The following is a 26,021-nucleotide window of genomic DNA, read 5'->3' on the forward strand; positions in this document are numbered from 1 at the left end:
ACGACGGGGCAGGATGCATGCGCGACACGGTTCGTTCCACCACGACGAAGGCGGCATCCCGCAATCCCGGCATCGACCTGCTGCGCGGACTGGCCATCGTGCTGGTGCTGTTCAACCACCTCGGCATCCGCATCCCGCTGGAGAAGAGCGCACTGGCCGACGTGCTGCCGGCGTGGCTGCTGAACCGGCTGAACTGGAACGGTTACGAAGCCGTGTACGTGTTCTTCGTGATCTCCGGCTTCCTGATCGCGGGCAACGCGCTGCGCCGCTGGGGCAGCCTCGCGGCGATCGACGCGCCTGCGTTCTACGCACGGCGTTTCGCGCGCATCATGCCGTGCCTGCTGGCCTTGCTCGCGGTGCTGAGCGTGCTGCACCTGCTCGGCGTGCAGGACTACGTGATCCATCGCGCCGGCCAGTCGTTGCCACGCGCGCTGCTGTCGGCGCTGGGCCTGCATCTCAACTGGTACGAAGGGCGCACCGGCTACCTGCCGGGTTCGTGGGACGTGCTGTGGTCGCTGTCCATCGAGGAAGCGTTCTACCTCGGCTTCCCGCTGGCCTGCCTGCTGCTGCGGCGTCGCGCGCTGCTGGTGCCGCCGCTGGCGCTGCTCGCGTTGTCGCTGCCGTGGGCGCGCGCCGCCTTGCACGGCAACGAGATCTGGCTGGAGAAGGCCTACGTGCCGGGCATGGCGGCGATCGCCACCGGCGTGCTCGGCGCATTGCTGGCCACTGCCTGCCGTCCGCCGCGGCGCACCGTGCTGCTGCTGGGCTGGCTGGGGGCGCTGGGGCTGGGGGCGGTGCTGCTCGATGGCGGGGCGATGTGGCACTGGCTGCGCGACGGCTACATGCTGCTGCTCACATGCTCCACGCTGTGCCTGCTGCTGTGCTGCCAGTGGCGTGCCGGAGAAGGCGGCGCATCGCCGCTGCGTGGCTTCGGCTGGCTGCGCTCGTGGGGCCGCATGAGCTACGAGATCTACCTTACCCACATGTTCGTGGTGTTCGCCGTGATCCGCGCGTACCACGCGCTGGATGGCGATCCGGCGCACGGGTGGTTGTGGTACCTGCCGGCGCTGGCGTCGTGCTGGCTGCTGGGTGCGATGGTGGAGCGCTGGTTCTCGGCGCCGTGCGAACGCTGGTTGCGGACGCGGCTGCCGGGCGCCATCGATGCCGCCGCGGTTCGCTGACGCGACTTGCTTCCGCGGGCGGACCCGCGTCGGCCTCTCAGGAATTTAACCTTGCGGTCGATACCTTCGTGTTCGCCAGTCGAAGTGCGCGCGCATGCGCGTGGTGGACATTTTGGGTGCCAATGTCAGGCCAGGAATTTCCTCCGGAATGAGTCATCGAAGCAAACCGCCATCCGGCCACACCGTGGACTGGGACCACCCGGAGCTCCAGTCGCTGCTCAGCAAGACCGAAGGTTGGAGCCTGGACAAGCGCGGCGTGTACACGCCCACGGCGTGCGAACTGCACGTGGGGTGGGGCGCCGGCAGCGGCCGGCCCGCCACCCTGGTCTACGAGCGCGATGCCGTGCTGGTGGTGGAGACGCGCTTCGCCATCCCCAAGGGTGAACACGTGCGGGTGGACCGCATCCGCGCCGGCGCGCCGAGTTCGACCTGGGGCATCGTGATGGACGGCCGCGAAGGTTTTCGCGACGAGGACCGGGCCAACGGCGTCTACGTGCACTGGGTGCACACGCGCTGAGGCGCGTCGTGTCGCCGGTGCGCCATGCGTGGCAGAGATGTGCGGCCGAGCCGGTGCGATCGGAGCGTGTCCATGCCAGGCCCCGCGCCGTTGACGGGCGCGGGTTTCTGCATGGAATGATCGTGGCCGTGCGGGAAGCGTGGCCAGGGCGATAGCCTGGCGCAAAGCCTCAGCCGCCGCGCAACGTCCGGCCGTAGGCATGCACCTCGTCCACCAGCACGCGGACATGCTCCGGGTCGACTTCCGGCGTGATGCCGTGGCCGAGGTTGAACACGTGGCCGGGATGGTTGCCGTAGCTGTCGAGCACCGCGCGCGCCTCGCGGCGGATCACCCCGGGGCCGGCGCGCAGGATCGCGGGATCGAGGTTGCCCTGCAGCGCCACCTTGCCGGCCACCGCGCGGCGGGCGTCGGCGAGGTCGACCGTCCAGTCCACGCCCAGCGCGGCGCAGCCGGAGTCGGCCATCGCGACGAGATGCGCGCCGGCGCCCTTGGAGAACAGGATCACCGGCAGGTCGCGCGCATGTGCGTCGCTCTTCAGCTCGGCGACGATCTGCGCCATGTAGCGCAGCGAGAACTCGCGGAACGGCGCGGGGCCGAGCAGGCCGCCCCAGGTGTCGAAGACCATCAGCGCCTGCGCGCCGGCCGCGGCCTGCGCCGAGAGGTAGGCGGCCACGCTGCGGGCGAGCACGGCTAGCAGCCGGTGGGCCAGCGCGGGTTCGTTCCAGCACATCGCCTTCAGCGTGGCGAAGTCGCGCGAGCCGCCGCCTTCGACCATGTAGCAAGCCAGCGTCCACGGGCTGCCGGCGAAGCCGATCAACGGCACGCGGCCGGCCAGTTCCCTGCGGATCAGCCGCACCGCGTCCATCACGTAGCGCAGCTCGCCGTCCATGTCGGGTACGGCCAGCCGCGCGATGTCGGCGGCGTTGCGCAGCGGGCGCGCGAACTGCGGGCCTTCGCCCTGCGCGAAGCTGAGGCCCAGGCCCATCGCATCGGGAACGGTGAGGATGTCGGAGAACAGGATCGCGGCGTCGAGGTCGAAGCGTGCCAGCGGCTGCAGCGTCACCTCGCAGGCGAACTCCGGGTTTTGCGCCAGGCCCATGAAGCTGCCGGCGCGTTCGCGCGTGGCGCGGTACTCGGGCAGGTAGCGGCCGGCCTGGCGCATCACCCAGACCGGCGTGGTGTCGACGGGTTCGCGGCGCAGCGCGCGCAGGAAGCGGTCGTTCTTCAGCGGTGCGTCCATCGGGTCAGCGGCCGTAGGGGCCGTCGAGGCCCTGGCTGAACATCAGGCGGAAGCCGCGCTTGAGCTGGGCGTCGCGCGCCTTCTCGAACGCGGCGATGGCTTCGTCGCGCTCCAGGAACTGCTCGCGCTTGAGCGTGGCCTTGCCGCCTTGCTGGCCCGTCTCGCGGTACAGCGTCCAGCCGCCGAGCAGGTCCTGCTCCAGCACGATCTGGACATAGCGTGGCGGCTCGGCGCTGCCGGGCAGGTTTTGCAGGTAGAGGCGCATGGGGCTGGGCGTTGGGCGTGAGCCGGAGCGCAGAGTTTATAGGACGCGCTTGCGCTTTGTAGGAGCGACTTCAGCCGCGATTCGCGCTACGTGATCGCGGTTGAAGTCGCTGCTACGGCGATGCGATGGCCTCGCGCAGCACGGCCAGCACGTCGTTTTCATCCACGCCCCCCACGATCTCCGCCTTGCCGATGCCACGCCACAGGATCAGCCGCAGCGTGCCGGCGGTGTTCTTCTTGTCCAGCCGCATCAGCGCCAGCAGTTGCTGCGCATCCATGCCGGGCGGGATCGCCACGGGCAGGCCCACGGTTTCCAGCAGGCGTTGCAGGCGCGCGGTGTCGGCGGCGTCGCCCATGCCCAGCCGTTCCGACAGGCGCGCGGCGAGCAGCATGCCGATCGCCACGCCTTCGCCATGCAGCAGGGTGGTGTAGTGGCCTGCGGTCTCCAGCGCGTGGCCGAAGGTGTGGCCGAGGTTGAGCAGGGCGCGTTCGCCCTGCTCGGTTTCGTCGCGCGCCACCACGCCGGCCTTGTAGCGCAGCTTGCGTGCGATGGCCTCGACCACTGCATCGTCGCCGCGCGCGGCCAGCGCGCCGGCGTGCGCTTCCAGCCAGGCGAAGAACGACTCGTCGCCGATCGCCGCGCCCTTGATGACTTCGGCGAGGCCGGCGCGGTATTCGCGCACGGGCAGGGTGGCCAGCGTATCGATGTCGGCCACCACGGCGCGCGGCTGGTGGAAGGCGCCGACCAGGTTCTTGCCGGCCGGCAGGTTGACGCCGGTCTTGCCGCCCACCGAGGAATCCACCATCGCCAGCAGGGTGGTGGGCATCTGGATGAAGTCGATGCCGCGCATCCAGCAGGCGGCGCTGAAGCCGGCGAGGTCGCCCACCACACCGCCGCCCAGCGCGATCACGCAGGCGTCGCGGGTGGCGCCGAGTTCGGCCAGCGCGACCAGTGCGCGCTCCACGTTGGCGAAGCTCTTGTGCGCTTCGCCGTCGCCGATCAGGAAGCTGGCCAATTTCAAGCCGTCGAGGCCGCGCGCCACGCGATCCAGGTAAAGCGGCGCCACCGTGGTGTTGCTGACCACCAGCACGTGGCGGCCGCGCAGGCGTTCGCGCCAGCGCGTGGCATCGCCGAGCAGGCCGCGGCCGATCCATACCGGGTAGCTTCGGTCGCCGAGGGTGACGTCGAGGGTGATGGGGTTGTGCTGGTTCATGCGCTGAGTGTCTGGCGTTGCCAGTGTCGGTCGATCAAGGCGATGGCCTGCGCGCTGATCGCGGCGATGCCGTGGATGGCGGGCAGGGCGAGGTCGGCGGTTTCGCGGTACAGCGGATCGCGGATCGCGGCCATCGCCTCCAGCCGCGTGCGGCGATCCGCGCCGGCCAGCAGCGGGCGCCGGGTGTCGTGCTCCAGGCGTTCCAGTTGCTGGTCGATGGTGGTCTGCAGCCACAGCACGTAGCCGGATTCGGCCAGCCGTGCGCGGTTGTGCGCGGCCAGTACCGCGCCGGCGCCGGTGGCGAGCAGCACGCCGTCGCACGCGCTGAATTCGTCCAGCAGCGCGCCCTCGCGCTGGCGGAAACCCGCCTCGCCCTCGACCTCGAACACCATGTTCACGGTCGTGCCGGTACGGCGCTCGATCTCGCGGTCGAGATCGATGAAACGCAGGCCATAATGCGCGGCGAGGCGGCGGCCGAGCGAAGTCTTGCCGGCGCCGGTCGGGCCAATCAGGAACAGGTTGCGCGACGGATTCATCTCGCCACTTTAGCAGCAGGTGTTTGGATGGCTGAACGGGTATTGCTCGCCGGCTGCGGCGATCTGGGCTTGCGGGTCGCTGCGCGCCTGCTGGCGCAAGGCGACGAGGCATGGGCGCTGCGCCGCAGCTCGCCGCATGAAACCGTGTCCGGTCTGCGCTGGCTGGAAGCCGATCTCACGCAGCCGCACACCTTGAGTGGCTTGCCCGCGGGCATCAACCGCGTGGTCTACCTGCCCGCGCCCGGTGCGCGCGACAAGGCGGCGTACCGCGCGCTGTTCGTGGATGGCCTGCGCCATCTGCTGGAAGCGCTGGATGCGCGTGCCTTGAAGCAGGTGCTGCTGGTGTCCTCCAGCGCGGTGTACGGCGAGCACGGTGGCGACTGGGTGGACGAGGACACGCCGCCCGCGCCCCTGGGCTTCAACGGCGCGTTGCTGCTGGAAGCGGAGCAGTGGCTGGCCACGCAGGCCGTGCCGTCCACCGTGCTGCGCCTCGCCGGCCTGTACGGGCCCGGGCGCACGCAGTTGCCCGAACGTCTGCGTGCCGGCGTGCAGCGCGTGCCGCGCGCGGTGCCGCATTGGGCCAACCGCATCCACGTCGACGACGCGGCGTCGGCCATCGTGCACCTGCTGTGCCTGCCTGCGCCGTTGCCGCTGTATCTGGGCGTGGACGACACGCCGCTGCCGCTGGACGAGCTGTGCGACTTCATCGCCCGCAGGCTCGACGTACCGCCGCCGCGCGAGGGGGCGGCGCCCGTCGGCGTGGGCAGCAAGCGGCTGCGCAATGCACGCCTGCGCGCCGGCGGCTGGGTACCGCGATGGCCCGATGCACGCGACGGCTACGCGGCCTTGCCGGATACTTGAGCTCCCTCACCACCGGAGTCCGCGTCATGGCAAGCCTCCCGATCCCGCACGGCATGGTCACCACCGGCAACGACCTGCACGGCTATCGCGTCACGCGCACGCTGGGCATCGTGCGCGGCATCACGGTGCGTTCGCGCAGCGTGGTGGGCAATATCGGCGCGGCGCTGCAGACCCTGGTGGGTGGCAACATCACGATCTACACGGAACTCTGCGAGAAGGCGCGCGAGGAGGCCTTCGAGCTGATGCTGCAACATGCCGGTGCGATGGGCGCAAACGCGGTGGTCGCGATGCGCTACGACGCCAACGACGTGGCCGAGGGCGTCACCGAGGTGCTGTCCTACGGCACGGCGGTGCAGGTGGAGCCGGCGTAAGTTGTCTGCATGCAGGAGCGCACCCTGTGCGCGATGGCTCTGATGCTTGATCGGAACAAGAGCCATCGCGCACAGGGTGCGCTCCTGCAACGGACCGGGCGTGCGTGAGCCCGGTCTGGTACGGCGATCTATGCGTGCGTGAGTCCAGTCATATGCCGATCGTCGTCGTATTCCACAACGCTGTCCGCGAGCGCGGGCAGGGTGGCCAGCGCGTGGCGGCTGAGCCGTTCGAAGTGCTGCAGGAAGCGCGCCATGCTGGCCGCGTCCATCGCCAGCGGCGCGTGCCGTGCCAGCAGCTCTTCCTCGGTCTCGCCGCGCCAGCGGCGCACCACGTCCCAGCCGGGCGCCTGCAGCACGATCAGCGCGTCGAACTTGCGCCACAGCGGCTGATAGCCACGCAACTGCTTGTTGACCCAATGGCGCCAGCTGCCGTCGGGATCCTCCTCGCGCTCCAGCCGGTTCACGGGTGTCTCCAGCGCGGCCTGCAGCTGCGGCCGGATGCCCAGCGCCCAGCCCTCCACGATCACCAGCTTCGGCGGACGCGTCACGCGGGGCCAGCGCGAGGGCGGCACGCGCGTGTCGCGCCCCTTGTCGAAGCGCGGCCACGCCACCGGCAGCTTCTCCGAGGCCTGCGGCAGCGCGGCCAGCACCGAGAGCAGCAGCTCGACCTCGTGCGTGCCCGGCACGCCGCGGGTGCGCAGCAGCGGGTGGACCTGGTGCGCCATCAGCTCGCGGTCGGCGCGCGAGTAGTAGAAGTCGTCCAGCGACAGCACCTCGGTGGCCCAGCCGCGCGCCTCGGCCTGCGCCTTCATCTCGCGCGCCAGCGTGCTCTTGCCGCTGCCCTGCAGGCCGGATAGGCCGATGATGTAGGGCCGGCGCGAGCGGGCGATGCGCCCGGCGTACTGGTCCAGCAGGTGGCCGGCCAGCGAGGCGTTCGGGGCGGGCGGATGCGGCTTGGCGGCCGTCATCGGCAGGCTTCCGCCAGGGGTGGGCGCAGCCTGCCGCGGGCAAGGGCGGAGAGGGGGATTGCGTTAAGATAATCCGGCTTCATCCGCGTCATGATGGCGCGGTCGCGCCACGATTCAAGGAAAAGTTTCAAAGCCATGCTGACCCCCGAGATTCTGCAGACTTTCCGGCAGTTGCTGGACGAGGCCAAGGCCTCCGGCGACCCCGAGCCCACCGCGATGAACCTGGCCAGCGTGGGGGCCGACGGCCGGGTGACCTCGCGCATCGTGCTGCTCAAGGGGGTGGACGAGCGGGGCTTCCGCTTCCACACCAACTACGACAGCGACAAGGGCGGCCAGCTGGCGGCGCACCCGCAGGTGGCGTTGTGCTTCCACTGGAAGCAGCTGCGCCACGGCGTGCAGGTGCGCGTGGAGGGCGCGGCGCGCAAGCTGCAGGCGGAGGAATCCGACGCCTACTTCGCCACCCGTCCCCGCGGCAGCCAGATCGGCGCCTGGGCCTCGCTGCAGTCGCAGACCCTGCCCGACCGGCACAGCTTCGACGAGCGTGTGGCGCGCTACGAGCACGAGTTCGAGGGTCGCGAGGTGCCGCGCCCGCCGCACTGGGGCGGCTTCCTGGTCGAGCCGGACATGGTCGAGTTCTGGTACGGCGCCGAGTTCCGCCTGCACGACCGCGTGCGCTGGAGCCGGCACGGGCAGACCTGGACGCACCGCCTGCTGTATCCCTGAGATCCGGCGTGAGCGATCCGTTCCCCCGGCGCATCGTCTGCCTCACCGAGGAGCCCACCGAGGTGTTGTACGCGCTCGGCGAGGAGCAGCGCATCGTCGGCATCTCCGGCTTCACCGTGCGCCCGCCGCGGGCGCGCATGGAAAAGCCCAAGGTCTCGGCGTTCACCAGCGCGAAGATCGGCGAGATCCTGAAGCTCGAACCGGACCTGGCGATCGGCTTCTCCGACATCCAGGCCGACATCGCGCGCGAGCTGGTGAAGGCCGGCGTCGAGGTGTGGATCAGCAACCACCGCAGCGTGGACGGCATCCTCGCCTACATCCGCCGGCTGGGCGCGATGGTCGGCGCGCACGGGAAGGCCGAGGTTTATGCGCAGCGCGCGGAGCAGCACATCGCCGCCATCCGCGTCGCCGCCGCGCGGCTGCCACGCCGACCCAAGGTGTATTTCGAGGAATGGGACGACCCCATCATCACCGGCATCCGCTGGGTGGCCGAGCTGGTGCAGATCGCCGGCGGCGAGGACTGCTTCCCCGAGCTGGCGCGCGAGCCGCTGGCGAAGCAGCGCATTCTCGCCAACGGCGACGAAGTGGCGCGCCGCGCGCCGGACATCATCCTCGGCTCGTGGTGCGGCAAGCGCTTCCGGCCGGAGAAGGTGGCGGCGCGGCCGGGCTGGGACGCGATCCCCGCGGTGCGCGACGGCGAGCTGCACGAGATCAAGTCGCCGATCATCCTGCAGCCGGGGCCGGCGGCGTTGTTCGACGGGCTGGATGCGATCCATCGGGTCATCGTGGCGTGGGCGGGGCGGCAGGGCGATTAGGCTTTGCTCGTCATTCCGGCGAGGGCCCGGGGAGCTTCACAATGGCGAAGCTGGTCATCCAGCGGCCATTCAACTGATCCGGGAGAAGCCAAAGATGCGTTCGATCGAGTGCTGGAAGCAGGCGTTGTTCGTGACGTTCCTGCTGATGCTGGGTGCAAGCCAGGCAGACGCCAGGAGTGCCGCATCCAGTGCCGCCCGTGACCAAGCAGCGGCTCCGGCGCCTGCCGGCGCCATGACGATGAACGCCGCCGTCCGGCAGCTTGAGCGCCAGTCCGCTGATCGGCGGCTCCTCGTCGTTGGCGAAATACATGGCACCACGGAGACCCCTGCGCTCGTCGCTGAACTGGTGCAGGCGGCATCGAAAGACCGTCCCGTCCGCGTTGGCCTGGAATGGCCTGCCTGGATGCAGGACTACGTGGCGGCATATCTCGCGTCGCGAGGGTCGCCGGATGACCGCAAGGCGATGCTGCGCATGGGGTATTGGAAAGCCGTGCCAGACGGTCGTGGCAGCAGGGCGATGGTCGATCTCGTCGAAGCCGTTCGCGTGTTGCGCAAGAGCGGGCGGGATGTCGATGTCTTCCTGATGGAGCCCGACGTCCCCACCAGGCCGGCGGATCTGCAATCGGACCAGTTGGCCTGGAAAGAGAACGGCATGGCGAAGGCGCTCGAGACTGCATTGGCCACCGCTCCGAAAAATGCGCTTGTCGTCGCCTACATGGGCAGGGTCCATTCGCGCTATGCCGTGCTCGCGGGCCACCCGCAGCCATCCGTGCTCCAGCAGGTGATGGACGATCGTCCGCTCTACGTCGAAGTGCAGGCGGATGCGGGAAGCGCATGGAATTGCCAGCCCGGCCAGGGATGCGGCCCGCACATGTTCAACGCTCCCCCCGGGGCGCCGTTCGCGAATGTGCGGATCGAGCCATTGGATGACGCACCCAAGGGGCTCGCGGCGGAGATTTTCGACTTCGCGGTTTTCACGCCATCCGTACCGGAGCCGAGAGTTGATGGCAGTTCAAATGCGCGTACACAGTGAGTCGATACGCGGAGCAATTTGCGATGTACTCACCAAGTGAATCCCTCTCCCTCCGGGAGAGGGTGCCGAGAGGCGGGTGAGGGTTCGGGCGGAGCGAGATGTTGGTGATTTGCGCGAGACGTCAGTAGCGCGCCTTGACCGAACCCTCGCCCCAACCCCTCTCCCGGAGGGAGAGGGGCTTTGAAGCCGATCACCAGACCTGCACGCGGTCCTTCGCGTCGCGCCACATCGGCTGGCCAGGCTTGACGTCGAACGCCTGGTAGAAATCGGGGATGTTCGATAGCGGCCCGTTCACGCGCCACTTCGCCGGGGCGTGCACGTCGCTGAGCAGGGACTGGCGCAGCATGGCGTCGCGCTCCTCGAAGATCCATCCCAGCGCGTAGCCGAGGAAGAAGCGCTGCAGCGGCGTGTAGCCGGCGATCTTCCCGCCGTCCTTGTATTGCGCGGTCTTCTTGAACGCGTCGAGCCCGATCAGCAGGCCGCCCAGGTCGGCCATGTTCTCGCCGAGGCTGGCGCTGCCGTTGATGTGCAGGCCGGGCAGCGGCTCGTAGGCGTCGAACTGCTTCGCCAGCACGGCGGCGCGCTGGTTGAAGTTCTTCGCGTCGTCCTTCGTCCACCAGTCGGCGAGGTTGCCCTTGGCGTCGAACTGGCGGCCCTGGTCGTCGAAGCCGTGGGTGATCTCGTGGCCGATGGTCGAGGCGGCGGCGTAGCCGTACACCACGGCGTCGTCGATCTGGTCGTCCTGGAAGCCGGGGATCATGAACTGCGCGGCCGGCAGCACGATCTCGTTGTTCGACGGGTTGTAGTAGGCGTTGTAGGTCTGCGGCGTCATGTCCCATTCGCTGCGGTCGACCGGCTTGCCGAACTTCGACACTTCGTCGTCGAAGGCCCAGCGCCGCGCGTTCATCTCGTTCTGCGCCCACGAATCGCGGCCGACCTGCAGGGTGGAGTAGTCCTTCCACTTGTCCGGGTAGCCCACCTTCTTGGTCACCGCGGCCAGCTTCTCGTGCGCCTTGGCCTTGGTGGCGGCGCTCATCCAGTCCAGCCTGTCGATGCGCTCGCCGTAGGCGGTGCGGATGGCCTCGACCAGGTCGTTGTAGCGCTGCTTGGCCTTCGCGGGAAAATAGTCCTGCACGAAGATGCGGCCGAGGATCATGCCGATGGCGCGGTTCTCCGCGCGCAGCGCGCGCTTCCAGCGGGGCTGCTGTTCCTGCTGGCCGGTTAGCACGCGGCCGTAGAAGTCGAAGTGCTCGTCGTCGAATGGCTTGCTGAGGGTCGCGGCGTAGTCGTCGACGAGGTGCACGCGCAGGTAGTCGCGCAGCACCGGTACCGGCGTCTGCGCGAGCAGCTTCTGCAGTCCGCCGAAGAACTCGGGCTGGCCGACGATCACGTAGGACGGGTCCAGCTTCCACGCCTGCAGCTGCCGGTTCCACGCGATGCCCGGCGTGTACTGGCGGGTGAGCTCGGCGGGCGACATCTTGTTGTAGTTCTTCTGCGGATCGCGCAGGTCGGCCAGCGGCCGCGACACCTTGGCCAGCGCGGTCTCGAAGGCCATCACCTGGCCGGCGCTGGCGCCCGCCGCGGCATCGTCCTCGCCCAGCAGCCTGAACATGTTGCGCAGGTGCACGACGTAGGCCGCGCGCGCCTTGGCCACGCCGGGCTCGGTGTTGAAGTAGTAGTCGCGCTCGGGCAGGCCCAGTCCGCCCTGCTCGAGGTAGACCGCCATCACGTCGCTCTGCTTCTCGTCCTGCTGCACGCCGAAGTCGAAGAACCCGCGGACGCCCAGCGGCTGCAGCGCGAAGGCCTCGTCGAGCGCGCCGGGCACGTCCTTGATGGAGGCTATGCGGTCGAGCTCCGGTTTCAGCGGCGCCAGGCCCTGGCGCTCGGCCAGGTCGCCGTCCATCGCCGTGCTCCAGAAGTCGCCGATCTTCTGCTCGTCGCTGCCTGGCGCGGCGTCCTTCTTCGCGGCGGCATCCTCGCTGATCTTGCGCAGCTTGCCGTACAGGTCCTCCTGCACCAGCTTGCCGATGCCCCAGGTGGCTTCGGAGGCGGGGATGGGGTTGTGCTTGAGCCACGCGCCGTTCGCATAGCTGAAGAAATCGTCGCCGGGGTTCACCGAGGTATCGACGTTCGCGGCAACCACGTCCGCCTTCGCCGCGGGAACCGCCGCCGTCGCGGCGCGGGCCGGGGCGGTGCTGGCTGCAGGCGCGGCGGTGCCCGCTGCCTGCGGCGGCGCGTTGTTGCAGCCGCCGAGGGCGATCGCCACGGCTGCGGCCAGCAGGCAGCAGGACAGGCGGCGTGGGTTCGCTTTCATGCGCAGGACTCCGGAAGAATGTCGGCGCATGCTAGCGGATCGGGGCGTGGCCGGACCCGCGCGGGAGGCATGACTTTCGACGTGGCTCGACCGGGCGGCCGCAGCCGGAGGTCCGGCCGCCGGGAATCAGCCGATCACCGCCAGCCGCGTGCCGAGATCGAGCAACGGCTGCGCCACCAGCATCCTCGCCAGCAGCAGGGCGACGATCACCACCGTCGGCGAAAAGTCGATCATGCCCACCTGCAGCCTGCCGCGCAGCGGCCGCAGCAGGGGATCGACGATGGTGCCCAGCAGGCGCTGCAGCGGGTGGTAGGGGTCGGGCGCGAACATGCTCATCAGCGACCAGCCGAACACCAGCACCAGGTAGAACAGCAGGGCATAGTCCAGCAGCTCGGCCAGCGACAGCACGACCAGGCCGAGCGGATGCGGCAGCAGCCCCACCAGCACCAGCAGCACGAAGCGCTTCAGCAGCATCGCCAGCCACGCCACCAGCAGGGCGGCGAGGTTGATGCGGCGCCAGTTCGGCAGCGCGCGGCGCAGCGGCGCCAGCACCGGGTTGGTGGTGCGGTAGATGAACTGGCTGAGCGGGTTGTGGAAGTCGGCGCGGCAGGCTTCGGCGGCGAGCCGCAGCAGGAACAGCGTGGCGACGGCGTCGAAGGCCAGTTCGACCAGCAGGGCGATGGCATTGAGCAGGTAGCTCACGAGTGCGGTTCCTTGTCGAGGGCGTCAGCCAGTTCCGTGCCGCGGCGGGTGGCGGCGGCGACGGCGCGGGCGGTGATGCGCGGCAGGCCGTCGGCGGCGAAGCTTTCCAGCGCGGCCTGCGTGGTGCCGTTGGGCGAGGTGACGCGGCGGCGCAGCTCGGCGGGATCCTCGCCGCTTTCCACCAGCATGCGGCCAGCGCCCAGGCAGGTCTGCGCGGCCAGCGCGCGGGCGGTGTCGCGCGGCAGGCCCTGCGCCACGGCGGCGTCCTCCAGCGCCTCGACCAGGGCGAAGAAATAGGCCGGGCCGGAGCCGGAGAGCGCGGTGACGGTGTCCATCAGCGCCTCGTCGGCGATCCAGCGGGTGAGGCCGGCGGCGTCCATGATGTGCTGCGCCTGCGCCTTCTGCGCGGGGCTGACGCGGTCGTTGGCGCACAGGCCGGTGGCGCCGGCGCCGATCAGCGCGGGGGTGTTCGGCATGCAGCGCACGATGGGCAGCCTGCCCAGCCAGCGTTCGAGCTGGTCCAGCCGCACGCCGGCGGCGATCGAGATGAGCAGCGGTCGCCGGTCCTGCATGGCCATGCGCAACTCGGCCTGCACCTTGGGCATGGCCTGCGGCTTCACCGCCAGCACGATCACGTCGGCGTCGGCCACGGCCAGCCGGTTCTCGGCGAAGGTGGCGATGCCGAAGTCGTGGCCCAGCCGGTCGCGCGTCTCGGCCAGCGGTTCGGACACCCGGATGTCGGCGGGCGCCAGGCCGGTGGCGAGCAGGCCGCCGATCAGACTGCGCGCCATGTTGCCGCCGCCGACGAAGGCAATGCGTGTCATGAAAGCACCAGGGTAGCGGGGAGTGGCCGCATACCTTACCGGAGTGGGCGTCGTCCTGCGTCGCCGCGGTTTCGGTGACGCGGTGCGCAAACCGCGGCGGAGGCTGGCCGTTCGCCCCGTGCCGCGAGTAGTATCGGCTCGTTGCAGGGGGAGTCGGGTGGCCGGGGCGTGTCCGCGCATCGATGGTGCGCCGCATCCGCACATCGTCCCTTCGCTGCAGCCATTGCCACAGCATCCGACGACTGGTCGAGGGGAACCACAGATGGATATCGCCGAACTGCTTGCCTTCTCGGTGAAGAACAAGGCTTCGGACCTGCACCTGTCCGCCGGCCTGCCGCCGATGATCCGCGTCGATGGCGACGTGCGCCGCATCAACATTCCCGCGCTGGAGCACAAGCAGGTGCACTCGCTGGTGTACGACATCATGTCGGACAAGCAGCGGCGCGACTACGAGGAATTCCTGGAGACCGACTTCTCGTTCGAGATCCCGGGCCTGGCGCGCTTCCGCGTCAATGCGTTCACCCAGAACCGCGGCTCCGGCGCGGTGTTCCGCACCATTCCCTCCGAGGTGCTCACGCTGGAGGACCTGGGCGCGCCGCGCGTGTTCAAGGAACTGATCGAGCAGCCGCAGGGCCTGATCCTGGTGACCGGTCCCACCGGTTCGGGCAAGTCGACCACGCTGGCGGCGATGGTCGACCACATCAACAAGAATGAATACGGGCACATGCTCACGATCGAGGACCCGATCGAGTTCGTGCATACCTCGCAGAAATGCCTGGTCAACCAGCGCGAGGTGCACCGCGACACGCACGGCTTCAACGAGGCGCTGCGCTCGGCGCTGCGCGAGGACCCGGACTACATCCTGGTCGGCGAGTTGCGCGACCTGGAGACGATCCGCCTCGCGCTCACCGCCGCGGAAACCGGCCACCTGGTGTTCGCCACCGTGCATACCAGCTCGGCGGCCAAGACCATCGACCGCATCATCGACGTGTTCCCCGCCGGCGAGAAGCCGATGGTGCGCTCGATGCTGTCCGAATCGCTGCGCGCGGTGATCTCGCAGTCGCTGCTGAAGAAGACCGGCGGCGGCCGCATCGCGGCGCACGAGATCATGGTCGCGGTGCCGGCCATCCGCAACCTGATCCGCGAGGACAAGGTGGCGCAGATGTACTCGGCGATCCAGACCGGCCAGCAGTTCGGCATGCAGACCCTGGACCAGTGCCTGCAGGACCTGGTCAAGCGCGGCCTGGTGTCGCGCGACGAGGCGGGCAGCTACGCCAAGAACAAGGACCTGTTCAAGTGAAGCCGGGATTCGGGATTCGGGAGGCGGGATTCGGAAAGCCTTCCGCTCCACGAATCCCTTGGGTGTCAGGCTGGCTGCTTCCGCCGAATCCCCAATCCAGAATCCCGAATCCCGGACAAAAGCCATGAGCGACTTCGACTTCACCTCCTTCCTCAAGCTGATGGTGCACAAGCAGGCCTCCGACCTGTTCATCACCGCCGGCGTGGCGCCGTCGATGAAGGTGCAGGGCCGCATCGTGCCGATCACGCAGAGCCCGCTGTCCATGCAGCAGTCGCGCGACATGGTGCTCAACGTGATGACGCCCTCGCAGCGCGAGGAGTTCGAGAAGACCCACGAGTGCCAGTTCGCGATCTCCGCGCAGGGCGTGGGCCGCTTCCGCGTGTCCTGCTTCTACCAGCGCAACTGCGTGGGCATGGTGCTGCGCCGGATCGAGTCGAAGATCCCCACCATCGAGGAGCTGACCCTGCCGCCGGTGATCAAGCAGCTGGCGATGACCAAGCGCGGCATCATCATCTTCGTGGGCGGCACCGGCACCGGCAAATCGACCTCGCTGGCGTCGATGATCGGCTACCGCAACGCCAATTCGACCGGCCACATCATCACCATCGAAGACCCGATCGAATACGTGCACAAGCACGAGGGCTGCATCATCACCCAGCGCGAGATCGGCATCGACACCGACAGCTGGGAGAACGCGCTGAAGAACACCCTGCGCCAGGCGCCCGACGTCATCATGATTGGCGAGGTGCGCACGCGCGAGACGATGGAGCACGCGATCAACTTCTCCGAGACCGGCCACCTCTGCCTGTGCACGCTGCACGCGAACAACGCCAACCAGGCGATGGACCGCATCCTGCATTTCTTCCCCGAGGATCGCCGCCAGCAGCTGTTCATGGACCTGTCGCTGAACCTCAAGGGCGTGGTGGCGCAGCAGCTGATCCCCACGCCGGACGGCAAGGCGCGCCGCGTGGCGGTGGAGGTGCTGCTGGGCACGCCGCTGGTGCAGGACTACATCCGCCAGGGCGAGATCCACAAGCTCAAGGAAGTGATGAAGGAGTCCACCCTGCTCGGCATGAAGACCTTCGACCAGAGCCTGGTCGAGCTCTACCACGCCGGCGAGATCAGCTACGAGGACGCGCTGCGCCACGCCGACAGCTCGAACGAGGTGCGCCTGCGCATCAAGCTGGCGCAGGGCGGCGACGCGCACACGCTGTCGCAGGGCCTGGACGGCGTGGAGGTGGAACAGCCCCGCGGCGGCGACAGCTTCGGCGGCGGCCTGCTGCAGCGTTGAACCATGCCTCCGATGTAGAAGCGCACCCTGTGCGCGATTGCCTTGTGCTCCGATCGAAGCGAAAGGCAATCGCGCACAGGGGGCGCTCCTACAGACGCACAGGAACGAAGAAGGCGCCCATCGGGCGCCTTCTTTCTTTCACTGCTTGAGCGTGGTGTGGCTGGTGACGACGAGGCCGCTGTCGGTCACGTGCATCTCGGCGTCGATGCTGTCCACGCGTTGCGCCTGCGCTTCCATCACGGCGAACTGCGCCTTGCTGCGGGCCGCGTCGGCGGCGGCCTGCGCGGCCTCGTCGGCCGGCGACGGTTCGCCGGCGACCGCGGGCTCGTCGCTCTTGCTCATCTCGGCGGCCGCGGCGGCGAGGCTGTCGGACTTTTTCTCCATGAACTTCAGCCAGTCCAGGTACATCGCGCCGGAGAGGTGCATGCGCGCCATCTGGCCGGGTTCGCCCGAGGCATCGTGCAGGGTGCCGGCCAGCTTGGCGTCCTCGCCGGCGCCGATGCCCAGCGCGAGCGCCTTGTCGCCGCTGGCCAGCCAGCCCGGCTGGCCGAGCATGCCGGTCACGTCCTTCGGCAGCGCCACCGGCGTGGCGTTGGCGGCGGCTTTCACCGTGGCCAGCGCGGGCACCATCATCTGGCCGGTGGCGAGCAGGCCGGCGGGATCGGTGGTGCCCAGCACGATGCGGCCGGTGAAATCGGGCAGGCTGCTGGTGCTGTCGTTGCCGAAGGTGTCCAGCGCGATGCGCAGGCCGAGCAGGTTGCCGAACGGCGGGATGGCCGTCTTCGGCAGCGCCTCGCCCAGCTTGGCGAAGCTGTCGTTGAGGTCGGCGAGCATCGGGCAGGCGAACGGCTTGGCCGCCACTGCTTCCGACTGCGCCGACCAGAACGTGCGCAGGGCCGCCACCGGCATGGCGAGGCTGAAATCGAACGGTGCGGTGCTGGCGCCGCTGCCCAGCCCGGGCAGCTCCACCTTGAGGCCGCTGAAGGCTTTGGCGATGTCGTCGGCCAGCGCCAGGTCGAAGCGCCCGTCCTGGTGCGTGGCATCCAGCCGCGTGTAGCCGAAGCTCATCGATGGCGCGCGCGCGGCGATGCGGCTGGCCTCGGGGGCGCAGTCGGGCGAGCTCTTCAGCAGGTTCGCCAGCGGTTCGCCGGTCTGGGTCGATTCGGCGCTGGCACGGGCCTTCTCCACCGCGGCGACCAGCGGGTCGGAACCGGTGAGCACCAGCGGCAAGGCGCGGGTGAGGTCGAGCTGGCCCACCAGCCACTTGGCGTAGCCCTTGTCCTTGGCCAGCGCGTCGAGGCGACCGTCGTCCTGCAGGCTCTTCGCCGGGCGATCGAGGCCCAGCGTCTGGCGCAGCAGCGGCGTGGCGACGTCGGCCGGGAGCAGGGCGGCCACCATCTGCTTGCCGACCACGGCCAGCACCAGTTCGCTGCCGGAGGCGGCGAACACGTGCTGGCGGTAGGTCTGCGTGCCGAGGGTGGCGGTGTCGAGCTTCTTGCCATAGGCGGTTTCCAGCCGGCCCACGAAGCTTTCGAAGGCAGCGGGGTCGCTCAGCTCGACGCGCAGCACGGGCGCCATGCCTTCGCCGTACAGCGCGAAGCGGCCCTTGAGGTCGAAGCCGGTGGACTGGGCGAAGCCCTCCACCGTCTTGTTGTCCTTGTACTCGGCGACGAAGGCCTGCACCAGGCGCGCGGCATCGGGATCGTTGGCCTGCAGGCGGGTGGCGTAGGCCTGCATCTGCGCGATCTGCGACGGCAGCTGCAGGTCGGCCTGGGCGAGCAGCGCGTTGCGCGTGTCGTCGTCCAGCACGGCCAGGTTGGCGGCCACGTAGGGCGTGTCAGCGGGCACGAAGGCCAGCGGTGCGTTCTTGTCCTTGTGCGAGCAGGCCGCCAGCGCGACACAGGCCAGACCCAGCGCGATGAAGCGCGTCCTCGATTGCATGGTGTTCCCCAGGTGGTGAAAGCCGTTGCGGGCATTATGCCCGTTTGCGTGCTTGTTGCGATGCAAGATGGCGGCCGTCAGGCGGCAGTCCGCAGGGGCTGAGGCGCTTGCCCGTGCCCCGGTGCGGTGGCCCGGTCGCGAACCGGCGCCCGTCCCTTCGCTTCCCCCGGCCTGCACGCAGGCGGCACCCGGTGGGGGCGGGCGGACTCCGGTGCGCGGAGGCTCAGCGCGCCAGCAGCTCGCCCAGCACGGCCATGCGCACGAACACGCCGTTGGCCACCTGTTCGAGGATGCGCGACTGCGCGCCGTCGGCCACCTCGTCGGCGATCTCGATGCCGCGGTTGAGCGGGCCGGGGTGCATCACCAGGCAGCCCTTGGCGGCCAGGGCCAGGCGGCGCGCGTCGAGGCCGTAGCGGCGGAAGTAGGCGGCTTCGTCGGGCAGTTCGGTGGCCGCCATGCGCTCCTTCTGCAGGCGCAGCATGATCGCCACGTCGGCACCGGCGATGGCGCCGTCGAAATCCTCGGTGAGGCGGCACTGCGGGAACTCGTCGGCTTCCGGCAGCAGCGCAGCCGGGCCGCACAGGCGGATCTCGCCCACGCCCAGTGCGGCCAGCGCGTGCACGTCGGAGCGCGCCACGCGCGAGTGGCGGATGTCGCCGCAGATCGTCACCACGAGGTTCTCGAAATCCGGCCGGTGCTGGCGGATGGTCAGCGCGTCGAGCAGGCCCTGGGTGGGATGGGCGCGGTTGCCGTCGCCGGCGTTGATCACCGACACGCCGCTCATCGCGTGGCGCACCAGTTCGTCCGGCGTGCCGGACACCTTGTGGCGCACGATGATCGCGTCGAGGTGCATCGCCTCCAGCGTGTGCAGGGTGTCGTACAGCGCCTCGCCCTTGGTGGTGGAGGAGAAACCGATGTCGAAGTTCACCACGTCGGCGCCGAGCCGGCGCGCGGCCAGTTCGAACGAGGTGCGCGTGCGCGTGGACGGCTCGAAGAACAGGTTGAGCACGGTGCGCCCGGCCAGCGTGTCCAGCTTGCGGGTGCCGTGCGCGCAGGCGTCGCGCAGGGCGATGGCGCGGTCGAGCAGGCGCTCGATGCTGGCGCGCGGCAGGTGTTCCAGCGTGGTGAGGTGGCGCAGGCGTGGGCTCATGGCGGGGATGCTTGGGCGGGAGAGTCGGGAGATGGGTTGGCAAGCCAGCGTTCGAGGATCACGGCGGCGGCTTCGGCATCGATGGCGGCGGCGTCGCGGCGGCGCCTGAGGCCGGCGGCGCGTGCGCCGGCGAAACGGTGCGCGGCTTCCTGCGAGCTGTGGCGTTCGTCGACCAGCGCCACGGCGGTGCCGTAGCGGTTCCGGAGCTGTTCGGCGAAACGGCGGGCACGCTTGCTGGCAGGCTGTTCCTCGCCGGCCAGCGTGAGCGGCAGGCCCACCACCAGGGTGTCGGGCAGCCATTGCGTACGCAGGGCATCGAGTGCGGACCAGTCGGGCGAGCCGTCGCGCACCGCCACGATGCCGAGCGCGCGGGCGCTGGCGGTGACGCGGTTGCCCACGGCGACGCCGATCAGCTTGCTGCCGACGTCGAAGCCGAAGGCGCAACTCATCATGCGTGGCCCGCGTAGCCGGCGAGCTGCAGCGGGTCGACGCCGACCAGGCCGGCGGCGGCGCTCCAGCGCTCCTCCAGCGGGGTGTCGAAGACCACGCGCTCGCTGGCCTCCACGGTGAGCCAGGCGTTGGCCATCAGCTCCTGTTCCAGCTGGCCGGCGTCCCAGCCCGCGTAGCCCAGCGCCATGATCGCCTGGCGCGGGCCCTCGCCCGCGGCCATCGCCACCAGGATGTCGCGCGAGGTGGTCACCGACCACTGCGTGTTGATGCGGTAGCTCGACTCCCAGTGGCCGGGTTCGCGGTGCAGCACGAAGCCGCGTTCCTGCTGCACCGGGCCGCCGATCAGCACCGGTGCGTCGACCAGCTCGGGGTCGTTGCATTCCAGCTTCATCTGCGCCAGCACGTCGCCGAAGCGGTAGTGCGACAGCTGGTTCACCAGCAGGCCCACCGCGCCTTCCTCGCTGTGCTGGCAGAGCAGGGCCACGCCGCGCGAGAACGGCGGCTCGGCCAGTCCGGGCATGGCGATCAGGAAGTGGCCGGTGAGAGTCGGGGGTTCGGTGCGGCTCATGCGCGCATTGTAAGCCGGCGCCGCGTCACTTGCTCCGCAGCACGTTGCCGGGCTGGAACTGCCAGGTGCGGGTGATGTAGAGCTGGTCCACCTTCGCCTCGGCCGGCAGCGGCGGGAACGGCGCGGCCAGTTGCACGATGCGCCTGGCGGCGGCGTCCAGCAACGGCTGGCCGGAGCTCTGGATCACGTCGATGCTGCGGATGCTGCCGTCGCGGTTGATGCCCACGGTGAGCAGCAGGTCGCCGTGCAGTTCGCGCCGGCGCGCTTCCTCCGGGTAATTGAGGTTGCCCACCCGCTCGACGCGGTCGGACCAGCCGCGCATGTAGGCGGCGTAGAGGTATTCCCTGGTGCTGGCCGAGATGTATTTCTTGCGCGGCCGCTTGGCGTAGGCCTTGGTCTGGTCGTGCAGTTCGGCGGCGAGCTGGGCCATTTCCTGCTGGCGGCGCAGGTCTTCGGCGTTGGGGACGTCCTGCGGCGGCACTTCGGTGCGGGCGGTGTCGCTGGCCACGCTGAAATCGCTTTGCCCGCTGGTGGTCACCATGCGCTGCGGAGTGGCTTCGCGCGGTTGCGGCGCGGCGGCATCGAGCGTCTGCATGGCCGTGCCCGGCAGCGGCTTGGGCAGGGCGCCGGAAACCGGTTGCGACGGTCGCGCGGCCTGATCGCTCTGGCCGCCGCCGCGGTTGTTCGCCTGGGCCAGGAAGTCGGCCTGGTCCGGCGCCTCGCGGTTGGCCACGTTGACCAGGGTGACGTCCAGCGTGGGCAGGCCGGGGGCGGTCCTGGCGAAATGGAAGGTGATACCCAGCAGCAGCACGCCGTGCAGCAACAGCGAGAACAGCAGGGTGGCGCCGATGGGATCGGCACCGGGGCGTGCGGCGGCAGGACTCACGAAGCGGCGTTCTCGATGGCGTCGAACAGCAGGCCTGCGATATTAAGGCCGAACTGCGCATCCAGCTCGCGCACGCAGGTCGGCGATGTGACGTTGATCTCGGTGAGGTAGTCGCCGATCACGTCCAGGCCCACGAAGCGCAGGCCGCGCCGGCGCAGTTCCGGTGCCACCTGGGCGACGATCCAGCGGTCGCGCTCGCTCAGCGCCACGCCCTCGCCGCGGCCGCCGGCGGCGAGGTTGCCACGGAACTCGTCGCCCTGCGGGATGCGCGCCAGCGCGTACGGCACCGGTTCGCCGTCGACCAGCAGGATGCGCTTGTCGCCCGCGCTGATCGCCGGGATGAATTTCTGCGCGATGGCGAACTGCCGTCCCTCGCCGTGCGGGCCACCGGCCAGCAGGGTTTCCAGCATGGAGTTGAGGTTGCTGTCGCCGGCCCTGACCTTGAAGATGCCGCGCCCGCCCATGCCGTCCAGCGGCTTCAGCACTGCCTCGCCGCATTCGGCCACGAAACGGCGCAGTTCGCCGGCGTCGCGGCTGACCAGGGTAGGCGCGATGCACTGCGGGAACTGCAGCGCGAACAGCTTCTCGTTGCAGTCGCGCAGCGCCCGCGGGTCGTTCACCACGTTCACGCCGCCGCGCTGGGCCGCTTCCAGCACCATGGTGTCGTAGACGAACTGGGCGTCGACCGGCGGATCCTTGCGCATCAGCACCACGTCCAGTTCGCGCAGGTCGCGCCATTGCGCTTCGCCGAGGGAGGACCAGTCGCGCTTGTCGTCGCGCACGGCCAGCGGGCGCAGCCGCGCCCAGGGCGCGCCGTCGCGCAGCGCCAGGTCGCCCTGTTCCATGTAGAGCAGGGCATGGCCGCGGCGCTGCGCCTCCAGCAGCATGGCCAGGGTGGTGTCCTTGGCCGGCTTGATCGCGCCAATGGGGTCCATCAGCACGGCGACCGAAAGTGGCATCGTGATTCTCCGCAGAAGGTTTTTGCGCCGCGGGTGCCGGCGACAGGTCGCCGATGTTCGCCCACGCGGCTGGTTGCCACAAGCGCGCCTGCCTCCGACATGCGACATGCCGCTGGAGGTCCGACTTGGCCGGCAGGGGTCACATTGCGCGCCGACGGATGCTTGACGATGCGAATGTTGCTTGACGCAATGGCAGGCAGGCAGTAAACAACGAATCCTGTGCATCCCGCCGCAGAGCGGGGTCGCGGACCGCAATATCCAGTGTTGTTTTGTCATGTGCGCCAGCGGCATGCTTGTTGCCTGCCATGCTGGTTGTCCTGAGTCCGGTGTCGGGCGACAGGGGGAGAAATGAATCTGAACGCGAACGCGAATGGTCTGGCCGGCCTGCGGGTCATGGTGATCGACGATTCCAAGACCATCCGTCGCACGGCAGAGACCCTGCTGAAGAAGGAAGGCTGCGACGTGCTGACCGCGGTGGACGGCTTCGAGGCGCTGGCCAAGATCGCCGACCAGAAGCCCGCCATCATCTTCGTCGACATCATGATGCCGAGGCTGGATGGCTACCAGACCTGCGCGCTGATCAAGAACAACCCGCAGTTCCGCGCCACGCCGGTGATCATGCTCAGCTCCAAGGACGGCCTGTTCGACAAGGCACGCGGCCGTGTCGTGGGCGCCGAGCAGTACCTCACCAAGCCGTTCACGCGCGACGAGTTGCTGGGTGCCATCCAGCAGCACGTCGGCGTCGCGGCCGGTCGCTGACTGCGGATTCTCAGGGGGAACCGTGGCCAATATTCTCATCATCGACGACTCGCCGACCGACGTGCGCGTGCTCACCATGCTGCTCGAGCGCGCGGGCCATCAGGTGGCCTCGGTCGGCAACGCCGAGGAAGGCATCGAGCGCGTGCGCAGTGCGCCGCCGGCGCTGGTCATCATGGACGTCATCATGCCCGGCATGAACGGCTTCCAGGCCACGCGCACGCTCACCCGCGATCCGCTCACGTCCGGGGTGCCGATCGTGATGATCACCACCAAGGCGATGGAAACCGACCGCGTGTGGGGCCTGCGCCAGGGCGCGCGGGCCTTCATCACCAAGCCGGTGAACGAGGGCGAGCTGCTCGCCTGCATCAACCAGTTGCTGTCCAGCGCGAGCGCGGCATGAACGCACCGTCCGGCCCCACCCCCTTCGAGATCCTGGCCCGCTACGAGCGGTTGTCGCTGGCGCACGCCTCCGACACCCGCGAGCGAATGGACGCGCCCGGCCTGTGGCGCGGCATCGGCTACCGCGTGGGGCAGCGCACCCTGGTCAGCGAGATCGGCGAGATCAACGAGCTGCTGGCGATGCCGCCGCTCACCACGGTGCCGCGCACGCAGCCCTGGCTGCTCGGCGTGGCCAACGTGCGCGGCAACCTGATGCCGGTGGTGGATTTCGGCCGATTCCTGTTCGACGAACGCACCCCGCAGACCGATCGCGCGCGCCTGCTGGTGGTGCGCCAGGGCGGCGGCAGCGTGGCCCTGCTGGTGGACGAGGTGTTCGGCCAGCGCACCGTGGATGAGGAGCAGCGGCGCACGGCGGAGCAGGAGGACGACCCGCGGTTGTCCCGCTTCGCCGAGCAGCTGGTGGGCGAGGGCGGGCAGCAGATGGCGATATTCAGCATGGGCAAGCTGGTGCGCGCCCCGGATTTCCGCCAGGCCGCAGCCTGAGCCGGGGCGGTTGCAAACGGCAAGGGCAGGTCCGGCGCCGCGAGGGGCCGGCAATTCCAAGATGGCAGACCAAGGATCCGTTGCCGCCCGAGGGGGCGGGGCCGATCCGGCGAAGTAGACGGACGAGGTGAACATGAGCACTACTGGGGGCGTAGGCAAGGAGCGGGGGAATACCGCGCTCATTGTCATGTTGCTGGTCGCGATCGGCTTCGCGGCGCTGGATTTCTGGCAGCTCAACGTGAAGAACGGCGAGGACCGGCAGGCCGTCGCGCTGACCACGCAGATCCAGGTGCTGTCGCAGCAGACCGCGAAGTTCGCGCTGGAGTCGTCCGACGGCAACGCCGATTCGTTCAAGGAGCTGGAAAGCACCCGCAACGCGATCGACTCGGCCGTGCGCAAGCTGGGCAAGGGCGACGCGACCACCGGCATGCACGCCTATGCCGACAACAACGCCTCGCTGGTCGGCCGCGCCTACAGCGCGCTGGACGGCGCCTGGAAGCAGCTGGACGGCGACATCGGCAAGATCCTCTCGAACAAGGCCGTGGTGCTCGAATCCGGCCAGGACGCGGGCACCGTGTCGCAGCAGATGCCGCTGCTCAATTCCAGCATGGAGCAGGTGGTCACCATCCTGCAGCAGCGCAACGGCAGCGCCGACCAGATGCTGGGCACCTCGCGCCAGATGCTGTCGGCCGACCGCATCATCCGCCGCGTGCAGGAAGTGCTGCAGGGCGGCGACAACGCCCAGGCCGCCGCCGACGGCCTGCAGCGCGACGCGCAGCAGTACGGCATCGTGCTGCAGGCGCTGACCGAGAACAACGCCAACAGCGGCGTGAAGCCGATCGGCGACGCCAACGCGCGCAAGATCCTCACCGACATGCAGGGCAACTGGGGCAAGCTGGCCGACCCGCTGGCCAAGCTGGTGTCCGCCTCCGGCAACCTCGCCGCGGTGAAGCAGGCCGGTACCCAGGCCTCGCTGGACTCGCAGTCGGTGCTGCTGCGCGCGAACGACCTGGCCGAGCAGGTCGGCAAGCTGCCGCTGCGCCGCCTGTTCCCGAACGTGTGGTGGGGCCTGCTCGCCGCGATCGGCGCGGTGGCGTTCGCCCTGTTGCTGGTGGTCAGCCTGGTGCGCGACCAGCGCCGCCGCTTCGCCGAATCCACCTCGCTCAACCAGCGCAACCAGGAGGCGATCATGCGCCTGCTGGACGAGATGGGCGCGCTGGCCGAAGGCGACCTGACGGTGAAGACCACGGTGACCGAGGAGATCACCGGCGCGATCGCCGACTCGGTGAACTACGCCATCGACGAGCTGCGCACCCTGGTGACCACGATCAACGAGACCTCCGAGCAGGTTTCCTCGTCGGCGCAGGAAACGCAGACCACCGCCCGCCACCTGGCCGCCTCGGCCGAGCAGCAGGCGCAGCAGATCAGCACCGCGACCAGCGCGATCAACGAGATCGCCAACTCGATGGACCACGTGTCGAAGAACTCCGCCGAGTCGGCCGACGTGGCCGAGCGCTCGGTGCAGATCGCCTCGCACGGCGCCGAGGTGGTGCGCGAGACGATCTCCGGCATGGACTCGATCCGCGACCAGATCCAGGAAACCTCGAAGCGCATCAAGCGGCTGGGCGAGTCCTCGCAGGAAATCGGCTCGATCGTGGAACTCATCAACGACATCGCCGAGCAGACCAACATCCTGGCCTTGAACGCGGCGATCCAGGCGGCCTCGGCCGGCGAGGCGGGCCGCGGTTTCGCGGTGGTGGCGGACGAAGTGCAGCGACTGGCCGAGCGCTCCACCAGCGCCACCAAGCGCATCGAGACGCTGGTGCAGACGATTCAGTCCGATACCAACGAAGCGGTGAACTCGATGGAGCAGACCACCGCCGAAGTGGTGGCCGGCGCGCGCAAGGCGGAGGACGCCGGCAGCGCGCTGGGCGACATCGAGCGCGTGTCGCACGACCTGTCCGCGCTGATTCAGAACATCTCCAGCGCGGCGCGCCAGCAGTCGGCGGCGGCGACGGACATTTCGCAATCGATGAACGCGATCCGGGAAATCACCTCGCAGACCTCGCAGGGTGCCAGCCGTACCGCGGACTCGATCGGTACGCTGGCGCAGCTGGCCAGCGACCTGCGTCGTTCGGTGGCCCACTTCAAGCTGCCGGGCTGACGGATTGGCGCCGACATTTACCGACTGGGGCAGTCTCGATGGTGGCGT

28 protein-coding genes are annotated in these 26,021 nt (G+C 69.3%); 13 read left to right on the forward strand and 15 right to left on the reverse strand.

Annotated elements, in window-relative coordinates; all coding sequences use genetic code 11:
* Positions 1-17 precede the first annotated feature (17 nt).
* Together IHE47_RS06140 and IHE47_RS06145 are read left to right on the forward strand one after the other, a co-directional pair.
* Positions 18-1,181, forward strand: coding sequence for an acyltransferase (locus tag IHE47_RS06140; RefSeq protein ID WP_192104987.1), 1,164 nt, complete (start codon positions 18-20; stop codon positions 1,179-1,181).
* A 148-nt stretch (positions 1,182-1,329) separates the two neighbouring features.
* Positions 1,330-1,698 carry a hypothetical protein gene (locus IHE47_RS06145; RefSeq protein WP_192104988.1) on the forward strand — a complete coding sequence of 123 codons (369 nt, stop codon included), beginning with the start codon at positions 1,330-1,332 and terminating at the stop codon, positions 1,696-1,698.
* A 169-nt stretch (positions 1,699-1,867) separates the two neighbouring features.
* On the opposite strand, the gene hemE is transcribed toward IHE47_RS06145, so the two are convergent.
* The 4 genes from hemE to IHE47_RS06165 form a co-directional block, all read right to left on the reverse strand.
* Positions 1,868-2,938, reverse strand: a complete 1,071-nt coding sequence (gene hemE / locus IHE47_RS06150; protein ID WP_192104989.1) for a uroporphyrinogen decarboxylase — start codon at positions 2,936-2,938, stop codon at positions 1,868-1,870.
* A 4-nt stretch (positions 2,939-2,942) separates the two neighbouring features.
* A complete protein-coding gene (locus IHE47_RS06155) occupies positions 2,943-3,203 on the reverse strand; it encodes a WGR domain-containing protein (protein ID WP_192104990.1) in 261 nt (86 codons plus the stop codon).
* A 112-nt stretch (positions 3,204-3,315) separates the two neighbouring features.
* Positions 3,316-4,416 carry a 3-dehydroquinate synthase gene (gene aroB / locus IHE47_RS06160; RefSeq protein WP_192104991.1) on the reverse strand — a complete coding sequence of 367 codons (1,101 nt, stop codon included), beginning with the start codon at positions 4,414-4,416 and terminating at the stop codon, positions 3,316-3,318.
* Positions 4,413-4,952: a shikimate kinase gene (locus IHE47_RS06165; protein WP_192104992.1), complete on the reverse strand. Its 540-nt coding sequence runs from the start codon at positions 4,950-4,952 to the stop codon at positions 4,413-4,415. The genes aroB and IHE47_RS06165 overlap by 4 nt, the downstream gene beginning before the upstream one ends.
* A gap of 27 nt (positions 4,953-4,979) precedes the next feature.
* On the opposite strand from IHE47_RS06165, the gene IHE47_RS06170 reads away from it, so the two are divergent.
* Positions 4,980-5,813, forward strand: coding sequence for an NAD-dependent epimerase/dehydratase family protein (locus tag IHE47_RS06170; protein WP_192104993.1), 834 nt, complete (start codon positions 4,980-4,982; stop codon positions 5,811-5,813).
* A gap of 26 nt (positions 5,814-5,839) precedes the next feature.
* Positions 5,840-6,184 carry a YbjQ family protein gene (locus IHE47_RS06175; RefSeq protein WP_192104994.1) on the forward strand — a complete coding sequence of 115 codons (345 nt, stop codon included), beginning with the start codon at positions 5,840-5,842 and terminating at the stop codon, positions 6,182-6,184.
* 128 nt (positions 6,185-6,312) lie between these two features.
* Here the strand turns inward: IHE47_RS06175 and IHE47_RS06180 are convergent, their stop codons facing one another.
* On the reverse strand, positions 6,313-7,152 hold the full coding sequence (locus IHE47_RS06180; protein ID WP_192104995.1) for a kinase: 840 nt from the start codon (positions 7,150-7,152) through the stop codon (positions 6,313-6,315).
* A gap of 135 nt (positions 7,153-7,287) precedes the next feature.
* On the opposite strand from IHE47_RS06180, the gene pdxH reads away from it, so the two are divergent.
* The 3 genes from pdxH (at position 7,288) to IHE47_RS06195 (ending at position 9,723) form a co-directional block, all read left to right on the forward strand.
* Complete coding sequence (pdxH, locus tag IHE47_RS06185; protein ID WP_255523484.1) at positions 7,288-7,875, forward strand: pyridoxamine 5'-phosphate oxidase; 588 nt, start codon at positions 7,288-7,290, stop codon at positions 7,873-7,875.
* Between the two features lie 8 nt (positions 7,876-7,883).
* Positions 7,884-8,690, forward strand: coding sequence for an ABC transporter substrate-binding protein (locus tag IHE47_RS06190; RefSeq protein ID WP_192104996.1), 807 nt, complete (start codon positions 7,884-7,886; stop codon positions 8,688-8,690).
* 94 nt (positions 8,691-8,784) lie between these two features.
* A complete protein-coding gene (locus tag IHE47_RS06195) occupies positions 8,785-9,723 on the forward strand; it encodes a hypothetical protein (RefSeq protein WP_192104997.1) in 939 nt (312 codons plus the stop codon).
* Between the two features lie 190 nt (positions 9,724-9,913).
* Here the strand turns inward: IHE47_RS06195 and IHE47_RS06200 are convergent, their stop codons facing one another.
* From IHE47_RS06200 to proC, 3 genes are all read right to left on the reverse strand, one after another.
* Positions 9,914-12,037, reverse strand: coding sequence for a M13 family metallopeptidase (locus tag IHE47_RS06200; protein ID WP_192104998.1), 2,124 nt, complete (start codon positions 12,035-12,037; stop codon positions 9,914-9,916).
* A 126-nt stretch (positions 12,038-12,163) separates the two neighbouring features.
* Positions 12,164-12,739 carry a YggT family protein gene (locus IHE47_RS06205; protein WP_192104999.1) on the reverse strand — a complete coding sequence of 192 codons (576 nt, stop codon included), beginning with the start codon at positions 12,737-12,739 and terminating at the stop codon, positions 12,164-12,166.
* Complete coding sequence (proC, locus tag IHE47_RS06210) at positions 12,736-13,563, reverse strand: pyrroline-5-carboxylate reductase (protein WP_192105000.1); 828 nt, start codon at positions 13,561-13,563, stop codon at positions 12,736-12,738. The genes IHE47_RS06205 and proC overlap by 4 nt, the downstream gene beginning before the upstream one ends.
* Positions 13,564-13,825: 262 nt before the next feature.
* Here proC and IHE47_RS06215 point away from each other — a divergent pair, with 262 nt between their 5' ends.
* Together IHE47_RS06215 and IHE47_RS06220 are read left to right on the forward strand one after the other, a co-directional pair.
* The gene (locus IHE47_RS06215; protein WP_192105001.1) at positions 13,826-14,863 is read left to right on the forward strand and encodes a type IV pilus twitching motility protein PilT; all 1,038 of its coding nucleotides are present in this window, start codon (positions 13,826-13,828) and stop codon (positions 14,861-14,863) included.
* A 124-nt stretch (positions 14,864-14,987) separates the two neighbouring features.
* Positions 14,988-16,154, forward strand: a complete 1,167-nt coding sequence (locus IHE47_RS06220; RefSeq protein ID WP_192105002.1) for a PilT/PilU family type 4a pilus ATPase — start codon at positions 14,988-14,990, stop codon at positions 16,152-16,154.
* 138 nt (positions 16,155-16,292) lie between these two features.
* Here IHE47_RS06220 and IHE47_RS06225 read toward each other — a convergent pair whose 3' ends face one another.
* The 7 genes from IHE47_RS06225 to IHE47_RS06255 form a co-directional block, all read right to left on the reverse strand.
* Positions 16,293-18,095: a hypothetical protein gene (locus tag IHE47_RS06225; protein ID WP_192105003.1), complete on the reverse strand. Its 1,803-nt coding sequence runs from the start codon at positions 18,093-18,095 to the stop codon at positions 16,293-16,295.
* 223 nt (positions 18,096-18,318) lie between these two features.
* Positions 18,319-19,245, reverse strand: a complete 927-nt coding sequence (locus IHE47_RS06230; RefSeq protein WP_192105004.1) for an aspartate carbamoyltransferase catalytic subunit — start codon at positions 19,243-19,245, stop codon at positions 18,319-18,321.
* Positions 19,242-19,694, reverse strand: a complete 453-nt coding sequence (gene ruvX / locus IHE47_RS06235) for a Holliday junction resolvase RuvX (protein WP_192105050.1) — start codon at positions 19,692-19,694, stop codon at positions 19,242-19,244. The genes IHE47_RS06230 and ruvX overlap by 4 nt, the downstream gene beginning before the upstream one ends.
* Entirely contained in the window at positions 19,694-20,263 is a 570-nt protein-coding gene (locus IHE47_RS06240; RefSeq protein ID WP_192105005.1) for a YqgE/AlgH family protein, read from the reverse strand. The genes ruvX and IHE47_RS06240 overlap by 1 nt, the downstream gene beginning before the upstream one ends.
* A gap of 25 nt (positions 20,264-20,288) precedes the next feature.
* Positions 20,289-21,149: an energy transducer TonB gene (locus IHE47_RS06245; RefSeq protein ID WP_192105006.1), complete on the reverse strand. Its 861-nt coding sequence runs from the start codon at positions 21,147-21,149 to the stop codon at positions 20,289-20,291.
* Positions 21,146-22,108 (reverse strand): glutathione synthase, encoded by a 963-nt coding sequence (gene gshB / locus IHE47_RS06250; protein WP_192105007.1) that lies wholly within the window; start codon positions 22,106-22,108, stop codon positions 21,146-21,148. Before gshB ends, IHE47_RS06245 begins: the two co-directional genes overlap by 4 nt.
* Before the next feature lie 139 nt (positions 22,109-22,247).
* Entirely contained in the window at positions 22,248-22,415 is a 168-nt protein-coding gene (locus IHE47_RS06255; protein WP_192105008.1) for a hypothetical protein, read from the reverse strand.
* 41 nt (positions 22,416-22,456) lie between these two features.
* Between IHE47_RS06255 and IHE47_RS06260 the strand changes: the two genes are divergently transcribed.
* The 4 genes from IHE47_RS06260 to IHE47_RS06275 all read left to right on the forward strand — a co-directional run bounded on the left by IHE47_RS06260 (position 22,457) and on the right by IHE47_RS06275 (position 25,973).
* Positions 22,457-22,867, forward strand: a complete 411-nt coding sequence (locus tag IHE47_RS06260; protein ID WP_192105009.1) for a response regulator — start codon at positions 22,457-22,459, stop codon at positions 22,865-22,867.
* 22 nt (positions 22,868-22,889) lie between these two features.
* On the forward strand, positions 22,890-23,267 hold the full coding sequence (locus tag IHE47_RS06265) for a response regulator (RefSeq protein WP_192105010.1): 378 nt from the start codon (positions 22,890-22,892) through the stop codon (positions 23,265-23,267).
* Positions 23,264-23,809: a chemotaxis protein CheW gene (locus tag IHE47_RS06270; RefSeq protein ID WP_192105011.1), complete on the forward strand. Its 546-nt coding sequence runs from the start codon at positions 23,264-23,266 to the stop codon at positions 23,807-23,809. Before IHE47_RS06265 ends, IHE47_RS06270 begins: the two co-directional genes overlap by 4 nt.
* Before the next feature lie 133 nt (positions 23,810-23,942).
* Positions 23,943-25,973 carry a methyl-accepting chemotaxis protein gene (locus tag IHE47_RS06275; RefSeq protein ID WP_192105012.1) on the forward strand — a complete coding sequence of 677 codons (2,031 nt, stop codon included), beginning with the start codon at positions 23,943-23,945 and terminating at the stop codon, positions 25,971-25,973.
* Positions 25,974-26,021: the final 48 nt, after the last annotated feature.

The organism is Rhodanobacter sp. DHB23 (assembly GCF_014842975.1).
GTDB lineage: Bacteria > Pseudomonadota > Gammaproteobacteria > Xanthomonadales > Rhodanobacteraceae > Rhodanobacter_A.

Coding starts and splice junctions, on each gene's coding strand:
- IHE47_RS06140 (WP_192104987.1), top strand. CDS start 18: ATGCGCGACACGGTTCGTTCCACCACGACGAAGGCGGCATCCCGCAAT.
- IHE47_RS06145 (WP_192104988.1), top strand. CDS start 1,330: ATGAGTCATCGAAGCAAACCGCCATCCGGCCACACCGTGGACTGGGAC.
- hemE (WP_192104989.1), bottom strand. CDS start 2,938: ATGGACGCACCGCTGAAGAACGACCGCTTCCTGCGCGCGCTGCGCCGC.
- IHE47_RS06155 (WP_192104990.1), bottom strand. CDS start 3,203: ATGCGCCTCTACCTGCAAAACCTGCCCGGCAGCGCCGAGCCGCCACGC.
- aroB (WP_192104991.1), bottom strand. CDS start 4,416: ATGAACCAGCACAACCCCATCACCCTCGACGTCACCCTCGGCGACCGA.
- IHE47_RS06165 (WP_192104992.1), bottom strand. CDS start 4,952: ATGAATCCGTCGCGCAACCTGTTCCTGATTGGCCCGACCGGCGCCGGC.
- IHE47_RS06170 (WP_192104993.1), top strand. CDS start 4,980: ATGGCTGAACGGGTATTGCTCGCCGGCTGCGGCGATCTGGGCTTGCGG.
- IHE47_RS06175 (WP_192104994.1), top strand. CDS start 5,840: ATGGCAAGCCTCCCGATCCCGCACGGCATGGTCACCACCGGCAACGAC.
- IHE47_RS06180 (WP_192104995.1), bottom strand. CDS start 7,152: ATGACGGCCGCCAAGCCGCATCCGCCCGCCCCGAACGCCTCGCTGGCC.
- pdxH (WP_255523484.1), top strand. CDS start 7,288: ATGCTGACCCCCGAGATTCTGCAGACTTTCCGGCAGTTGCTGGACGAG.
- IHE47_RS06195 (WP_192104997.1), top strand. CDS start 8,785: ATGCGTTCGATCGAGTGCTGGAAGCAGGCGTTGTTCGTGACGTTCCTG.
- IHE47_RS06200 (WP_192104998.1), bottom strand. CDS start 12,037: ATGAAAGCGAACCCACGCCGCCTGTCCTGCTGCCTGCTGGCCGCAGCC.
- proC (WP_192105000.1), bottom strand. CDS start 13,563: ATGACACGCATTGCCTTCGTCGGCGGCGGCAACATGGCGCGCAGTCTG.
- IHE47_RS06215 (WP_192105001.1), top strand. CDS start 13,826: ATGGATATCGCCGAACTGCTTGCCTTCTCGGTGAAGAACAAGGCTTCG.
- IHE47_RS06220 (WP_192105002.1), top strand. CDS start 14,988: ATGAGCGACTTCGACTTCACCTCCTTCCTCAAGCTGATGGTGCACAAG.
- IHE47_RS06225 (WP_192105003.1), bottom strand. CDS start 18,095: ATGCAATCGAGGACGCGCTTCATCGCGCTGGGTCTGGCCTGTGTCGCG.
- IHE47_RS06230 (WP_192105004.1), bottom strand. CDS start 19,245: ATGAGCCCACGCCTGCGCCACCTCACCACGCTGGAACACCTGCCGCGC.
- ruvX (WP_192105050.1), bottom strand. CDS start 19,694: ATGAGTTGCGCCTTCGGCTTCGACGTCGGCAGCAAGCTGATCGGCGTC.
- IHE47_RS06240 (WP_192105005.1), bottom strand. CDS start 20,263: ATGAGCCGCACCGAACCCCCGACTCTCACCGGCCACTTCCTGATCGCC.
- gshB (WP_192105007.1), bottom strand. CDS start 22,108: ATGCCACTTTCGGTCGCCGTGCTGATGGACCCCATTGGCGCGATCAAG.
- IHE47_RS06255 (WP_192105008.1), bottom strand. CDS start 22,415: ATGGCAGGCAACAAGCATGCCGCTGGCGCACATGACAAAACAACACTG.
- IHE47_RS06260 (WP_192105009.1), top strand. CDS start 22,457: ATGAATCTGAACGCGAACGCGAATGGTCTGGCCGGCCTGCGGGTCATG.
- IHE47_RS06270 (WP_192105011.1), top strand. CDS start 23,264: ATGAACGCACCGTCCGGCCCCACCCCCTTCGAGATCCTGGCCCGCTAC.
- IHE47_RS06275 (WP_192105012.1), top strand. CDS start 23,943: ATGAGCACTACTGGGGGCGTAGGCAAGGAGCGGGGGAATACCGCGCTC.